The organism is Sulfitobacter sp. PM12 (assembly GCF_045586035.1).
Taxonomy (GTDB): domain Bacteria; phylum Pseudomonadota; class Alphaproteobacteria; order Rhodobacterales; family Rhodobacteraceae; genus Sulfitobacter; species Sulfitobacter pontiacus.
This window is the reverse complement of the sequence record NZ_CP151529.1, coordinates 2,335,050-2,349,732: the sequence shown is the minus strand read 5'-3', so window position 1 is coordinate 2,349,732 and position 14,683 is coordinate 2,335,050. Positions and strand designations below refer to the sequence as shown.

General features: G+C 61.7%; 11 protein-coding genes. 5 read left to right on the top strand and 6 right to left on the bottom strand.

The annotated features are described in order from the left end of the window. Positions 1–156: 156 nt before the first annotated feature. The 3 genes from AADW22_RS11505 to AADW22_RS11495 all read right to left on the bottom strand — a co-directional run bounded on the left by AADW22_RS11505 (position 157) and on the right by AADW22_RS11495 (position 4,075). On the bottom strand, positions 157–1,155 hold the full coding sequence (locus AADW22_RS11505; protein ID WP_407473751.1) for an ABC transporter permease: 999 nt from the start codon (positions 1,153–1,155) through the stop codon (positions 157–159). Further along, positions 1,148–2,215 (bottom strand): ABC transporter permease, encoded by a 1,068-nt coding sequence (locus AADW22_RS11500; protein WP_009824889.1) that lies wholly within the window; start codon positions 2,213–2,215, stop codon positions 1,148–1,150. Before AADW22_RS11500 ends, AADW22_RS11505 begins: the two co-directional genes overlap by 8 nt. A gap of 138 nt (positions 2,216–2,353) precedes the next feature. Beyond that, the gene (locus tag AADW22_RS11495; protein WP_005854055.1) at positions 2,354–4,075 is read right to left on the bottom strand and encodes a peptide ABC transporter substrate-binding protein; all 1,722 of its coding nucleotides are present in this window, start codon (positions 4,073–4,075) and stop codon (positions 2,354–2,356) included. A 309-nt stretch (positions 4,076–4,384) separates the two neighbouring features. Here AADW22_RS11495 and AADW22_RS11490 point away from each other — a divergent pair, with 309 nt between their 5' ends. The 5 genes from AADW22_RS11490 to AADW22_RS11470 all read left to right on the top strand — a co-directional run bounded on the left by AADW22_RS11490 (position 4,385) and on the right by AADW22_RS11470 (position 11,285). Then, complete coding sequence (locus tag AADW22_RS11490; protein ID WP_407473750.1) at positions 4,385–6,217, top strand: ABC transporter ATP-binding protein; 1,833 nt, start codon at positions 4,385–4,387, stop codon at positions 6,215–6,217. Positions 6,218–6,229: 12 nt separating this feature from the next. Then, complete coding sequence (gene argE / locus AADW22_RS11485; protein WP_407473749.1) at positions 6,230–7,390, top strand: acetylornithine deacetylase; 1,161 nt, start codon at positions 6,230–6,232, stop codon at positions 7,388–7,390. 131 nt (positions 7,391–7,521) lie between these two features. After that, entirely contained in the window at positions 7,522–8,868 is a 1,347-nt protein-coding gene (locus AADW22_RS11480) for an FAD-binding oxidoreductase (RefSeq protein WP_132997288.1), read from the top strand. Positions 8,869–8,890: 22 nt separating this feature from the next. Further along, a complete protein-coding gene (locus AADW22_RS11475) occupies positions 8,891–10,054 on the top strand; it encodes a M20 aminoacylase family protein (RefSeq protein WP_407473748.1) in 1,164 nt (387 codons plus the stop codon). Between the two features lie 67 nt (positions 10,055–10,121). Continuing rightward, entirely contained in the window at positions 10,122–11,285 is a 1,164-nt protein-coding gene (locus tag AADW22_RS11470; protein WP_005854046.1) for a M20 aminoacylase family protein, read from the top strand. Positions 11,286–11,319: 34 nt separating this feature from the next. Here the strand turns inward: AADW22_RS11470 and AADW22_RS11465 are convergent, their stop codons facing one another. From AADW22_RS11465 to moaA, 3 genes are read right to left on the bottom strand one after another with little or no spacing between them, the layout of a single operon-like run. Further along, positions 11,320–12,381 (bottom strand): glycosyltransferase family 4 protein, encoded by a 1,062-nt coding sequence (locus tag AADW22_RS11465; protein ID WP_005854038.1) that lies wholly within the window; start codon positions 12,379–12,381, stop codon positions 11,320–11,322. Continuing rightward, positions 12,378–13,661 carry a 3-deoxy-D-manno-octulosonic acid transferase gene (locus AADW22_RS11460; RefSeq protein WP_407473747.1) on the bottom strand — a complete coding sequence of 428 codons (1,284 nt, stop codon included), beginning with the start codon at positions 13,659–13,661 and terminating at the stop codon, positions 12,378–12,380. Before AADW22_RS11460 ends, AADW22_RS11465 begins: the two co-directional genes overlap by 4 nt. Before the next feature lie 7 nt (positions 13,662–13,668). Beyond that, a complete protein-coding gene (gene moaA / locus AADW22_RS11455) occupies positions 13,669–14,676 on the bottom strand; it encodes a GTP 3',8-cyclase MoaA (RefSeq protein ID WP_005854034.1) in 1,008 nt (335 codons plus the stop codon). Positions 14,677–14,683 lie beyond the last annotated feature (7 nt).

Sequence of the window (14,683 nt, the reverse complement as noted above, 5' to 3'; positions counted from 1 at the left end):
TCCCCTTGACGACAACACGACAGTTCCCTGACGCGGAAACCGCCCGAATTCAAGCCTTTTGCGCCCCCACGACAAAGGGAGGCCGCAGCCCCCCTTCACCCTTTTTCAAATACTCAAACCCGACAGCAGCCCCAAAAGGTGACGGTCCGATCCGGATCACCGTCCGCGCAACCGCGGATCCAGCGCGTCACGTAGCCCGTCGCCAAGATAGTTCACGCTCAGCACGGTCAGCGAGATCGCGACGCCGGGCAGGATCACCCGCTCGGGGAATTCCTGCATCCGTGACACGGCATCGGACAAGAGCTTGCCCCATGTCGGATAGTCCGACGGGAAGCCGACGCCCAGAAAGCTCAGCGCGCTTTCGGTGATGATCGCGGTCGCCAGACCCAGCGTGGCCGAAACCATGATCGGAGAGATGACGTTGGGCAGCAGGTGCTTGCGGATGATCTTGCCCGACCGCGTCCCGATGGACCGCGCGGCGAGGATGAACTCGCGCTCTTTCAGCGCCAGAATGTCGCCGCGCACGATCCGCGCGGTCTGCATCCACGAAGTCAGCCCGATGATGCCGACGATCAGGATGAACATCCCGCCTTCGGGGCCAAACCGTGCGTTGAGCGGTTGGCGGAACAGGGTCACCGCCAGCAGCGTCAGCGGCAGGATCGGCAGCGACAGAACCAGATCGGTAAAGCGCATCAGCCAGAAATCGAGCCGTTTGAAATAGCCCGAGATGACGCCGATGGCCGATCCGATGACCAGCGCCAGCCCCATGGCCAGCCAGCCCACCGCCATAGACACACGCCCGCCGGCGATCATCTGTGCCATGATATCACGGCCCAGCTGGTCGGTGCCAAAGGGATGTGCCCAACCGGCCTTGGCCTCGCTGTCGAACAGCAGTTGATACACGGGGCGCCAGTTCTTGTTGCGGATATCCAACGCCTTGGGGTCGACATCCCAAAGGTAGGGGCCGAACAACACCGCGAGGGTGATGAACAGCAAGAAGCCTCCGCCAAAGACAGCGCCCTTGTGCTTGCGGAACTGCTGCCAGACGTCGATCCACTGGCTGCGCGGCGGCTTTTGCGGCTCTTTATCGACCAGCGCGCCATAGAATTCGATGTCGGCCTCGATCGGGCTTGCGGGGGTGGCTTGCTCAGTCATAGCGGATCCTTGGGTCAAGCAGGCCGTATAGAACATCGGCAATCAGGTTGAATAGAACGATGAGGATGGCGAAGATAAAGGTCAGCGTCATCACCATCGGCAGGTCGTTGGCAAAAAGCGCCGTCAGCAGCAGCTGCCCGATACCATTCACCTTGAACACATTCTCGGTAATGATCGCGCCGCCAAAGATCGCGGGCATGCCAAGGGCAATCACCGTGACCACTGGGATCATCGAGTTGCGCAGCACATGGACCAGAACGACCGATTTCTCGCGCAGCCCTTTGGCGCGGGCGGTGCGCACATAGTCCTGGTTCAGGTTGTCCAGCATCGCGCCGCGCATATAGCGGCTGATCTGCGCGGTGGTTTGCAGCGCCAACACCATCACGGGCATAATCATCTGCATGAACTGGAATTTGAAACTCTCCCAGTCGGTCACCACATGGGTTGTGTCATAGATCGACGGCAACCACCCCAGCGAGACCGAGAAAATCACGATCAGCAGCGGCCCGGTGAAGAAGGGCGGGATCGAAAAGCCGATCATGGTGACAAAGGTGCCGGCTTGATCGAATAGTGAATAGTGGCGGTAGGCCGAATAGATGCCAATCGGGATCGCGATCAGGATGCCCACGATATAGCTCAGCCCAACCACCCAAAGCGTCTGCGGCATCCGCTGGATCACGATGTCCATGATCGGGCTGCGGGTCTGCCAGCTGATCGCACGCTGAACGGGACGCACAGCACCTGTGTCGGGGTCAATGAAGGTCGACAGGCTGGTGTCGGGCAGCCAGCCCAGCAGGAAGCTGTCGCGGGTGGCCCAGTCAATGAAAACCTGCGGTTCAACCCAGAAGAACTGGATCAGCCATTTATAGTATTGCACATAGATCGGCTGCCCGAGGCCAAGCGCCTCGCGCATTTTCTGTTTTACCTCTGGTGGGACTGTCAGCGGCACCTGGGCCATCGGATCGCCGGGGGCCAGTTGCAACAGCAGGAAGATTACCAGGCTGATAAACAAAAGCGTTGGTATCGACAAAAGTAGTCGACGAATGGTGAAGGTCAGCATGCACAGCGCCTTTGCAAGTCGGTCTAGGGGAGGGGAAGCATGTCAAAATCGAAGGGAGGCGCGATTTCGCACACATTCTCACAGGCATCAAGTCATGAGGAGCACGCGCGCTGCGTGCTCCTCTGAGCTTGGGCGTGATTATTCTTTCACGCGGTACCAGTCGGCGGCATTCCACAGTTCGGAATCCCATGTGTTCAGGATCACGCCGCCCAGAGTGTTGGACGCAGCGGAAACCCGACCACGGTCGACCAGCGGAACGATGGTCATCGTGTCACGTGTGATGATGTTGTTCAGCTGCTTGGCGATCTCGCCACGCTTGTCCAACTCGCCCGTGCGCGACAGTTCGTCCAGCAACGCGTCGTATTCTTCGTTGCAGAAACGGTTGATGTTTTCACCCTGCCACTGGCTGGAAGGCTTGGGCTCGTTGCCACAGCGATAGGCAGACAGGTAAGCCTGCGGATCGGTGCCGTCAAAGTTGTTCGCGTACATTTCAACGTCGGCATAGAACTTCTGGAAGGTATCGGGCGAACCGGGGTCGCCACCAAAGAAGACCGACGCATCAAGGTTGCGCAGTTCGACTTCGACACCGATCTGATTCCACCAGTCTTTGATCAGCGCCTGGAAATCCTGACGGACAGCGTTGGTCGAGGTCTGGTACAGCAGGGACAGTTTTTCACCGTCTTTGTCGCGGATGCCGTCGCCATTGGTGTCGGTCCAGCCGGCTTCTTCCAGCAGGGCTTTCGCGCCTTCCAAATCCTGCGTCAGACATTCGGTGTTGTCGGAGGCATACAGCTCGGGCGCGGGCACAAGGTTACAGGTCGCGCGACCCGCCTGGCCATAGCCGACTTCGACCAGCAAAGGACGGTCGATCGCCATGGACAGCGCCTTGCGGACCTTAAAGTCCGACAGGATCGGGTGCGGATGCGCCACGGTGGAGCGTTCGCCCTCTGGCAGGTCCGGCGATGGGTCTGTCAGGTTCATCTCGATCCGTTCGACCAATGTCCCGAATGCAGAGATCGCCTGACCCTTGCCGCCTTCGGCCATTTTCGCCAGCACATCGGGGGCCAGCTGCATGTTCCAGGCATAGTCGTATTCGCCGGTTTCCATCACCGCACGACCCGCGGCATTCGCATCCCCACCGCCCTTGAGGGTCAGTGTCGCAAACGCGGGTTTGCTGGGGTCACGGTAGTTGGGGTTGGCTTCCATCTGGATCACGTCATTGGGACGGAAATCTGTCACGCGGAACGGGCCGGTGCCGATGGGGTTAAAGTTGGCTTCGGTACATTCGGGGGCTTTCGCGCCCAGGCAGTCCTTGAACTGCGCGGCCTGAATGATCGGTGATTGCGCGCCCATGAACGGGCCGTAAGGGTTTGGCTTGGCGTCGGTGAAATGAACGGTAACCGTCAGATCATCCACAATATCGATGCTTTCAACGCCATCGAACTTCGACGCCTGCGCGCAGCCGCCTTCGGGGTGCATACAGTATTCAGCGGTGAATTTCAGATCCGCCGAGGTCACCGGCGTGCCGTCGGACCAAACCAGGCCCTCTTTCAGCTTCCAGGTGATGGATTTCAGGTCTTCGGCCACGCCGCCGTTTTCAACGGTGGGAATCTCGGTCGCCAGATAGGGGACCAACGCGCCGGTTTCGTCATAGCGGCCCATAGGCTCCAGCACGAGGCTCGCCGCCTCGAGGTCTTTTGTGCCGCCCGACAGATAGGGGGTCATGATCGAGGGCGCTTGCCAGTAGATAACTTTCACCTCGCCGTCGCGTCCACGCTCGCCCTCGTGGGCGGCGCCGAATGCGGCGGGGGCAATCGCTACCGAAGCCGCGGCTCCCAGTAACAGGGTTTTCATGTTCATAGCTTACTCCTTGTTGGACACCGTTGGTTTTTTGAGGTGCCTTTTTTTATGGTCTGTCTTTTCTGGCAATGCCAAAAACGTCAATCTTGATCACGGCCGGGGGCAGGGTGCTGCGACAGACAGGGATGCCCGCCAAAACGCCCGTTTTTCCAGCCACGCCAATAACGTCGAAGCATCGAAACAGGTTTGAAAAAAAATGCAAGCCTCCAAAGCAGCGGATGTTAGCGGTCCCTTGGACCGATTTGACACCAGATGACGAAGTGCCTTAGCGTCGTCAAATTGATTAAACGAGAAGCGCTGGAAAATACCATGCTAGACGAGGCAACGCCGACACCAATCGCGCAAATTCAAGAGCTTAGGGTCGAATTTCAAACCCAGGACGGACCCGTTCTAGGTGTGGAGAGCGTCAGCTTTGACATCAATGCGGGTGAAACTGTCTGCGTTGTGGGCGAATCCGGCTCGGGTAAATCGGTGTCCTCGCTGTCGCTGATGCGTCTGGTCGAGTTCGGCGGCGGAAAAATTGCGGGTGGGTGCCTATTATTTGAGCGCCAGAACGATCCCGCTGTCGATTTGGCGCGCACAGATCAGGATGTGATGCGCGATATTCGCGGCAATGAGATCGGGATGATCTTTCAGGAACCGATGACAGCGCTGAACCCGGTCTTTACCGTCGGTCGCCAGCTGACCGAAGGGCTGCGCCTGCACAAGAACATGTCCAAGGCGCAGGCAGAGGCCCGCGCGCTGGAGCTTCTGACCCAGGTTCGTATCCCCGAACCGGCCCGCCGTCTTGCACAATACCCGCACGAGCTGTCGGGCGGGATGCGCCAGCGTGTGGTGATCGCCATGGCGCTGGCCTGTTCGCCGCGGCTGCTGATCGCGGATGAACCCACCACCGCGCTGGATGTGACCATTCAGGCCGAAATCCTCGCGCTGATCGACCGCTTGAAACGCGAGACCGGCACCGCCGTCATGTTCATCACCCATGACATGGCCGTTGTCGCCCAGATGGCCGATCGCGTCGTCGTCATGTTCCGCGGTAACAAGGTCGAAGAAGGCACGGTCGAGGAAATCTTCGAAAACCCTCAACACCCCTATACCAAGGCGTTGCTGGCCGCCGTCCCCAAGCTGGGCGAGATGCGCGGCAAACCCTATCCCGAACCGATGAAACTGCTCGGGACTGCGGATAAAGAGATCAAACCCATCAAGGGCACAGAGGAAACGCTGCTGACGGTCAAGAACCTGACCACGCGCTTTCCGGTGCTGGGCGGCTTCCTGCGCCGCACCGTCGCCAATGTCCATGCGGTCGAGGACCTGTCTTTTACCATCAACAAGGGCCAGACGCTAAGCCTTGTGGGGGAATCCGGCTGCGGGAAATCTACGGCGGGGCGGTCCTTGCTGCGGCTGGTCGACCCCCAGTCGGGCGAGGTCAACCTCGATGGCAAAGACATCATGGCACTGGATTCACGTGGCCTGCACAAGGCGCGGCTGGACATGCAGATGATCTTTCAGGACCCGTTTGCCTCGCTCAATCCGCAGATGCAGCTATCGGATCAGGTGGCTGAACCGATCCACAATTATGGCACGCTCAAAGGGGCCGAACTGACCAAACGCATCGAGATGCTGTTTGACCGTGTGGAACTGCCGCGCAGCTTCATGCGCCGCTTCCCGCACGAGCTGTCAGGTGGTCAGCGCCAGCGCGTCGCCATCGCGCGGGCCTTAGCGCTGAACCCCAAGCTGATCGTCGCGGATGAAGCCGTGTCGGCGCTAGATGTGTCGGTACAAGCGCAGGTGGTCAATCTGATGCTGGAGCTGCAAGCGGAAATGGGGCTGTCCTTCCTGTTCATCAGCCACGATATGGCTGTGGTCGAACGGGTCAGCCACCACGTCGGCGTGATGTATCTGGGCCGGATCGTGGAAATGGGCACGCGGTCGCAGGTGTTTGAAAACCCGCAGCACCCCTATACACAGGCCCTGATGAAAGCCGTCCCCATCGCCGATCCACGGCGTCGCAAAAAGGAAAGCGAGCTGAACTTCAAGCCGATCCCGTCCCCGATCCATCCGACAAGCTATGTCGCGGAACCCTCTGTTTACAAAACCGTATCCCCCGGCCATCAGGTCTTGATCACCGATAGCGGATACTAAAGGACCACATAAATGACTGCGCGCATGACCCCGTTCGAGCTGATGGAAAAACTCGTCAGCTTTCCCACTGTGTCGCGGGATACGAATATCCCGCTGATCGACTGGGTGGCCGATTACCTTGAAAGCCACGGCATCGCGTCCCATCGCTATATCCACCCCGATCAACCCAAACATGCGCTTTTCGCCCATGTGGGCCCGTGGGAAGAGGGCGCGGTGGTTCTGTCGGGGCATACCGATGTGGTGCCGGTGGACGGCCAGCCCTGGGACAGCGACCCTTTCACCGTGGTCGAACGGGACGGGCGCTATTACGGGCGCGGCTGCTGCGACATGAAGGGCTTTGATGCGCTGGCCATCTGGGCACTGGTAGAAGCGCATTACGCCGACGTGCAACGCCCGCTCCAGATCGCGCTCAGCTTTGACGAGGAAATCGGCTGCACCGGTGCCCCTCCGATGATCGAGGCGATGCAACCGGTGCTGCCCAAGGGGGCGCTGGTGATCGTGGGGGAACCCTCCACCATGCAGGCCGTTACAGGCCACAAGGGCGGCGCGGGCTTCAACACCCATGTGGTCGGCTTCGAGGTGCATTCCTCGCTCCTGCACACAGGCGTCAACGCGATCATGGCGGGGGCCAAGCTGATCGAATGGGCCAATGAGGTGAACACCGAGAACATGGCCCGCAAACCCAGCGAGCTAGCCGCGATGTTCAACCCGCCCTTTACCACCGCCCATGTGGGCGTGATCTCGGGCGGGACAGCGCATAATATCACCGCCAAGGATTGCCACTTCGCCATGGATTTCCGCGTCGTGCCGGGCGAAGACAAAGACGCCTGGGGCACCGCCTATCTGGAGAAGGTGCGCGAGGTCGAAAAGCAGATGCAAGAGGTCGTCCCCGAAACCTATATCGAGGTCACCCCCCGTTTCGACGTCCCCGCACTACAACCCGAAAAAGACGGGCTGGCTGAAACATTCGTGCGCCAGATCACCGGCGACAATGCCAGCCACAAGGTCTCCTACGGGACCGAGGCCGGACAATTCCAGGAAGCCGGGTATAGCGCGGTGATCTGCGGCCCCGGCGATATCGCACAGGCGCACCAGCCCAACGAATATATCGAAGTCGCGCAATTCGAGGCCGGCCATAGCTTCATGCGCGACCTGCTTGACCGTTTGAAATGACACAGCGCAGCGGCCCCCTTCTGCCAAATGGCATCACATCCCGGGGGAGGGGCCGCAGCGCGGCACCGGGGGCTGGCCCCCGATCCAGGCCTGCTTTGCCCGCGACGCCCACGCAATATAAAGCCTGACCCATGCAGCCTTTCCCGATCCACACGACCACCCCCGTCACCTATCCCGGCCCCCAGCCAGCGACGTCGGATATCGTCGTTATCGGCGGCGGGATCATCGGGGTCTGCACGGCGCTGTTCCTCGCCCGGGAGGGTCACTCGGTCACCTTGCTGGAAAAGGGTCGCATCGCCGCTGAACAATCCAGCCGCAACTGGGGGTGGATCCGGCAACAGGGGCGCGACCCTGACGAGATGCCGATCATGGCCGAGGCGCAGGCGCTCTGGCGCGAACTTGCAGGTCAAACGAACGTGGATATCGGCCTGCGGCAGGGCGGCATCGCCTATCTGGCGCAAAGGCCGACACAGCTTGCGGGCTACGAAGACTGGCTGCCCCATGCGCGGGCCAATGGCGCGGACAGCCGGATGATGACGGCGGCCGAGGTCTCCGCCATGTTCCCCGGCCTTGCCACACCTCAGATCGGCGCGCTGATCACCCCGTCGGACATGCGGGCGGAGCCTTGGGTCGCGGTGCCCGCTCTCGCCGGTATCGCCGCGCGAGAGGGCGTTCAGATCATCGAGAATTGCGCCGTGCGCTGCCTGGATATCGCGGCGGGGCGGGTTGCCGGGGTGATCACGGAACAGGGGCGTATCGCGTCGTCGCAGGTGGTGCTGGCAGGCGGGGCGTGGTCGGCGCTGTTCCTGCGCAATCACGGTATCTCTATGCCGCAGCTGTCGGTGCGCGAAAATGTGGCGGCGACCGAAAGCTTGCCTGAGATTTACGCAGGGGCGGTGTCGGACGGGCGGGTCGCGTTCCGGCGGCGCGAGGATGGCGGCTATACGCTGGCCCCTCCCGGCGCGCCCGAGCTTTTTGTGGGCCCTGACGCCTTTCGCGCCTTGCCCCACTACCTGACCCAGTTGCGCGCCGATCCCTTTGGTCAACGGCTTCACCCTTTTGCGCCCAAGGGCTTTCCCGATGCCTGGACGACCAAGCGGCGCTGGCAGGCCGATACCCCATCCCCATTCGAGGCGATGCGCATCCTTAACCCCACGCCCAATATGGCCAAGATCCGCCGCCTGCTGCGTGATTTTTCAGCAATGTTTCCCGAGCTGGGGCCGATAAAGCTGAAATCTGCCTGGGCGGGGATGATCGACACCATGCCTGACATTGTACCTGTCGTGGATACTGTGGCAGCACTGCCGGGGCTGACCATCGGCACGGGCATGTCGGGGCACGGCTTTGGTATCGGGCCGGGCATGGGCCGGGTTCTGGCGCGTCTGGCCACGGGGCAAAGCGCCGGGCACGATCTGACCCGCTTTCGCCTTGCACGTTTCACCGATGGAAGCCCGATGATCCTGGGCCCGAACGTCTAGACACATAAAGGAACGCACCGCGATGCCGATCAAGAACCGCTTTGCCGAAACCCATGCCGACATCACCGCGTGGCGGCGTCACCTGCATACGATCCCCGAACTGCAATTCGATCTGCCGCAGACCGCGGCTTTCGTCGAAGAGAAGCTACGCAGCTTTGGCATCACCGATATCACCACCGGCGTGGCGCAAAGCGGCATCGTCGCGGTGATCGAGGGCAAGACCAATGCCTCGGGGCGCAGCATTGGCTTGCGCGCGGATATGGACGCTTTACCCATCACCGAGGCGACGGGGCTTGAGTATGCGTCCAAAACGCCGGGCAAGATGCATGCCTGCGGCCATGACGGGCACACCGCGATCCTGCTCGGGGCCGCGCAATATCTGGCAGAAACGCGCAATTTCGACGGGCGGGCAGTGCTTATCTTCCAACCCGCCGAAGAGGGCGGCGGCGGTGGCAACGTCATGGTCGAGGAAGGCCTGATGGAGCGTTGGTCCATCGACGAGGTCTACGGGCTGCACAATATGCCCGGCCATCCCGTCGGCGCATTCGCGATCCGCAGTGGCCCTTTACTGGCGGCGGCGGATGAGTTCGACATCATCATCACCGGGCAGGGCGGCCATGCCGCAGCCCCGCACGAGGCGATCGATACCAACCTTGCCGCGGCGCATGTCGTTGTCGCGCTGCAATCCATCGCCGCACGCAACGTGGATCCGATCAAGAATGCTGTCGTGTCGGTCTGTACCCTGCGGTCCGATACCGACAGCCACAACGTCCTGCCGCAAACCGTGCGGCTGCGCGGCACGGTCCGCACGCTGGATGCGGGCGTTCGCGATCTGGTGCAGGACCGGCTGGAGGCTGTCGTGACCCACACCTGCGCCGCCCACCAATGCACTGTCGACATCGTTTACGCGCGCGGCTATCCCATCACCGTGAACGCTGACGCGAACACCGCTTATGCCGCCGATGTGGCCGAGAATATCGCCCCCGGTGTGGACCGCGACACGCCGCCGATCATGGCCGGAGAGGATTTCTCGTATATGCTGAACCAGCGCCCCGGTGCCTATATCATGCTGGGCAATGGCGACGGTCCGACCGTCCACCACCCCATGTATAATTTCAACGATGACGCGATCCCCGCAGGTTGTAGCTGGTTCGCGGAAATGATTGAAACAAGATTGCCAGCCTAGCCGCCGGCTTTGCCCGAAAGGGGCGCTGCGCGTTCCCTTTTTTCACAGACTTCAAGGACTTCGAAAAATGCCCGTTAAGAACCGATTTGCCGAATTGCACAACGACATCACCGCATGGCGACGTGATTTGCATGAACACCCCGAGATCCTGTTCGAGACGCATCGCACCTCTGCCACCGTGGCCGAGAAACTGCGCGCTTTCGGCTGTGACGAAGTTGTCGAAGGCATCGGGCGTACCGGTGTTGTCGGCGTGATCAAGGGCAATGCCACCACCTCGGGCAAGGTCATCGGGCTGCGTGCCGATATGGACGCGCTGCCGATCCACGAACAGACGGGGCTGGACTATGCCTCCAAAACGCCCAATGCGATGCATGCCTGCGGCCACGACGGCCACACGGCGATGCTGTTGGGCGCGGCGCAGTATCTTGCCGAGACACGGAATTTTGACGGGACTGTTGTGGTGATCTTTCAGCCTGCCGAAGAAGGCGGCGGTGGCGGGCGCGAGATGTGCAAGGACGGCATGATGGAACGCTGGGGCATTCAGGAAGTCTATGGCATGCACAACTGGCCCGGCATTCCCGCGGGACAATTCGGCATCCGCCCCGGCCCGTTCTTTGCAGCCACCGACCTGCTGGAAATCGAAGTCGAGGGTCTGGGCGGCCACGCGGCCAAACCACACGAGACCATCGATACCGGTGTGGTCACCGCACATATCATCACCGCGCTGCAAACCATCGTCAGCCGGAACGCGGACCCCGTGGGCAATATCGTTGTCTCGATCACCTCGATCGAATCCTCGTCCAAGGCGTTCAACGTGATCCCGCAGCGGGTGAATCTGTTGGGTACCGTGCGCACCCTGTCCAATGACCTGCGCGATCTGGCTGAAAAGCGCGTGACAGAGATTTGTGAAGGCATCGCGGCAACCTTCGGCGCGACAGCAAAGGTCAAATACGTGCGCAACTATCCGGTGATGGTGAACCACGACGAACAGACTGAATTCGCGGCGGATGTCGCGCGCGGCATCTCGGGTCAATGCGACGAAGCACCTTTGGTCATGGGGGGCGAGGATTTCGCTTTTATGCTCGAAGAGCGGCCCGGTGCTTATATTCTGGTCGGCAATGGCGACACCGCGATGGTGCACCACCCGATGTATAACTTTAACGACGATATCATTCCCGCAGGCTGCAGCTGGTGGGCGGGTATCGCCGAACAACGCATGCCCATCGGCTGATCACACAGGCATGGGGCGGGGGGAAACCCGCGCCCTATGCCGCCAGCAGCTTGCGATAGATTTTGACCAGCGCCGCCGCTTCGCGCGCGATAGAGAAATCCGACATCACATAGCTGCGCCCGGCCTCTGCCCATGCGGCCAGACGGGTCCGGTCGGACAGCGCATCGCGCGTCGCGGCCTCGAGCGCGGGAATGTCATCGGGGTCCACCAGCAGGCCCGTCGTACCTTGCACCACCAGCTTTTCAAAGGCACCCACACGGGTCGCGACCACGGGTACACCGCAGGCCATCGCCTCGATCGGGGTGAGGCCGAAGCCCTCCCACCGTTGGGGGGCGACGTAAAGGTCGAGCACGCGGTAGAAATCCGCCATATCGCCCACAGGCACCTCTGGCAGGAACAGCATCCGGTCCGACAGCCCTTCGGCGCGGGCGCGGTCTTTCAGGCCCTTCTCGAAGCTCTCGTATTTCTCGGTCGCGCGTCCCATCACAAGGGCGACGACATCGGGGTTGTCCCGCAGGATCGGCAGCATCGCCTCGACAAAGGCATCGGTGCCCTTTTGGGCGCGGATACGGCCATAGCAGCCCACCAGCGTCGCGTTCACTGGCAGCTTGAGCTCGGCGCGCAGGGCGGCGCGGTCGGGCGAGGGGGCAAAGCCTTCGGTGTCGATCCCGTGCATGATCACATGGCCGGGGTTTTCCAGATAGGCGTTGGTCCGGTCCGAGGTCGCCACCACGGCATCCATCCGCCGGATCAGCCAGCGCGTCAGGCCGGTCTGTTCGCGCTGGCTGGCCGAGGTGAACATCAGCTTGAGCCGCTTGCCCAGCAGATAGCGCAGCGCCAGCCCGCCCAGCATCTCGACGTTGCGCCGCGCGTGCCAGACCCGCCAGCCCGACGGCGACGGCCCGCGGCGCGACATGGTCACAAGTGAGGCCAGCGGCACCTGCGGCACGTCATCAGGCACGACGGGGCCCGTTGCCGCGATAGAGATATCGCGCGATTGCACCGGCACCAGCCGCATCACAGTGGCCGTGACGCCGCTGAGCCTGCGTTTGAAATTCGGCGCGATCACATCGGTGCGGGCAAGAGGGTGCGTCATGGGGTATCCAAGTTCAATGTGGTGATCAGACGGCTGGCGATGGCATCAAGCTGGTCATCTTGTGCCGCGATGAAGCGGGCAGCGGCTGCGGTCATCGTCGCCAGCTCGTCCGGTTTGGTCAAGAGCGCGGCAACGCGGGTGGCCAGATCATCGCCATCCGCCACGATCCGCGCAGCGCCTTCAGCCTCGAGCTGGGCATAGGTTTCCGCAAAGGCCGCAACATGGTTGCCCGACAGCACGGCGGCACCCGATTGCGCCACCTCGAACGGGTTATGCCCGCCAATGGGCAGCAGCGATCCGCCCAGAAACACGACATCGGACAGGCTGTACCAAAGGCCCAATTCCCCCAACGTGTCGGCCAGATAGACCTGCCCCCCGGGGGCGTCCCCACGGCTGCGGCGCTGCGCAGTCAGCCCCGCGTCCTGAACCAGCGCCTCTACCGCGTCGCCGCGTTCGGGGTGGCGGGGGGCGAGGATGAGACACAGATCGGGGATCTCGCGCAGCAGCTTCTTATGCGCGTCCAGAACGCTGCGCTCTTCGCCTTCGTGGGTGGAGGAGGCGACCCAGACCGCCCGCCCGCCAAGCGCTGTGCGCGCAGACGCCAACGCCTGTGCATCGACGGGAAGCGGGCCGGCCATGGATTTCAGGTTCACGCCCGGCGACACACGATCGGCGGGGACATGCATGCGGATCATATTGCGCGCCATCGCGTCATTCTGCGTCACGATCAGCGTGAAGACATCGAACAGGTAGCGGGCAGTGCGGGGCCATTTCTCCCAGAACTCGACCGTTTTGTCAGACATGCGCGCGTTGACCAGCGCCATCGGCGCGCCGGTGGCGTGGGTCCGTCGCAGCATCTGCGGCCAGATCTCGCTTTCGACAAATATCGCGGCGTCGGGCTGCCAATGGGCCAGGAACCGCTTTAACGGGCCGGGGGCGTCCAGCGGGGCAAACTGGTGTAAGCTGCGCGGCGGCAGACGTTGATCCACCAGCCTGGCCGAGGTCGCGGTGCCCGAGGTGATCAGGAAATGCGCGTCGGGCAAAATGTGCCCCATGCGGGTGATCAGCGCCAGCACCGACAGGCTTTCGCCCACGGAGGCCGCATGCACCCAAACCAGCGGGCCGCTTGGGCGCGGCTGTGTGGCGATGCCGCGTTTCTCTCCCGCGCGGGCGGCGGGCACGTCTTGCGCGTTCAGCTTGCGCGCCTCTGCGCTGGCGGCAAAGGGGATCAGGCAGCGGCTGGCAAGAACCCAGGCGCGGTACAGGAAAGGCGCGGACACGGTCGCGTCAGCCGCCTGTGTGGCTCATGTGGCGGGGCATCTGCCCATCCAGCTTTTGCCGTGAATAATCAAAGTCGTGGCCCTTGGGCTTAAGGTTGATCGCCGCGCGAATTGCGTCTTTCAAGGGCGCGTCGTCATCGGGGTGGTTGCGCAAGGGCGCGCGCAGGTCGGCCACATCTTCCTGCCCCAGACACATGTAGATTTCACCGGTGCAGGTGATCCGTACGCGGTTGCAGCTTTCGCAGAAATTATGGGACAGCGGCGTGATAAAGCCGATTTTCTGGCCGGTCTCTTCCAGCCGGACATACCGGGCAGGGCCGCCCGTATTCTCAGCCAGATCGGTGACGGTGTAATGTTCCTCGTAGGTGCGGCGCACATCCTTGAGCGACCAATACTGGCCCAAGCGGTCTTCGTTGCCCAAGTCGCCCATGGGCATCACCTCGATCCAGGTCAGATCAATCCCGCGATCCGCACACCATGCGGTCATCGACGGCAGTTCTGCCTCGTTGAAGCCTTTCAGCGCAACGGCGTTGATCTTGACCCGCAGCCCGGCATTCTGCGCCGCGTCGATCCCGCGCAGCACCTGCGGCAGACGCCCCCAACGGGTGATGTCGGCGAATTTCTGATCGTCCAGCGTATCAAGCGAGACATTCACACGGCGCACGCCCGCAGCATAAAGATCGGCGGCATAGCGTTCCAACTGGCTGCCATTGGTGGTCAGCGTCAGCTCTTTCAGCGTGCCGGCGTCCAGATGGCGGGTCATGCTGTCGAAGAAGGTCATGATGCCTTTGCGGACCAAAGGCTCACCGCCGGTGATGCGCAGCTTTTGCACACCCAGATCGACAAAGTTGGTGCACAGCCGATCCAGCTCTTCCAAGGTCAGAAGTTCCTTCTTGGGGAGGAAATTCATATTCTCGGACATGCAATAAACACAGCGAAAGTCACAGCGGTCTGTGACAGAGACGCGCAGATAGGTGATAGCGCGGGCGAACGGGTCAATCAAAGGTGCATTCATATCCCAT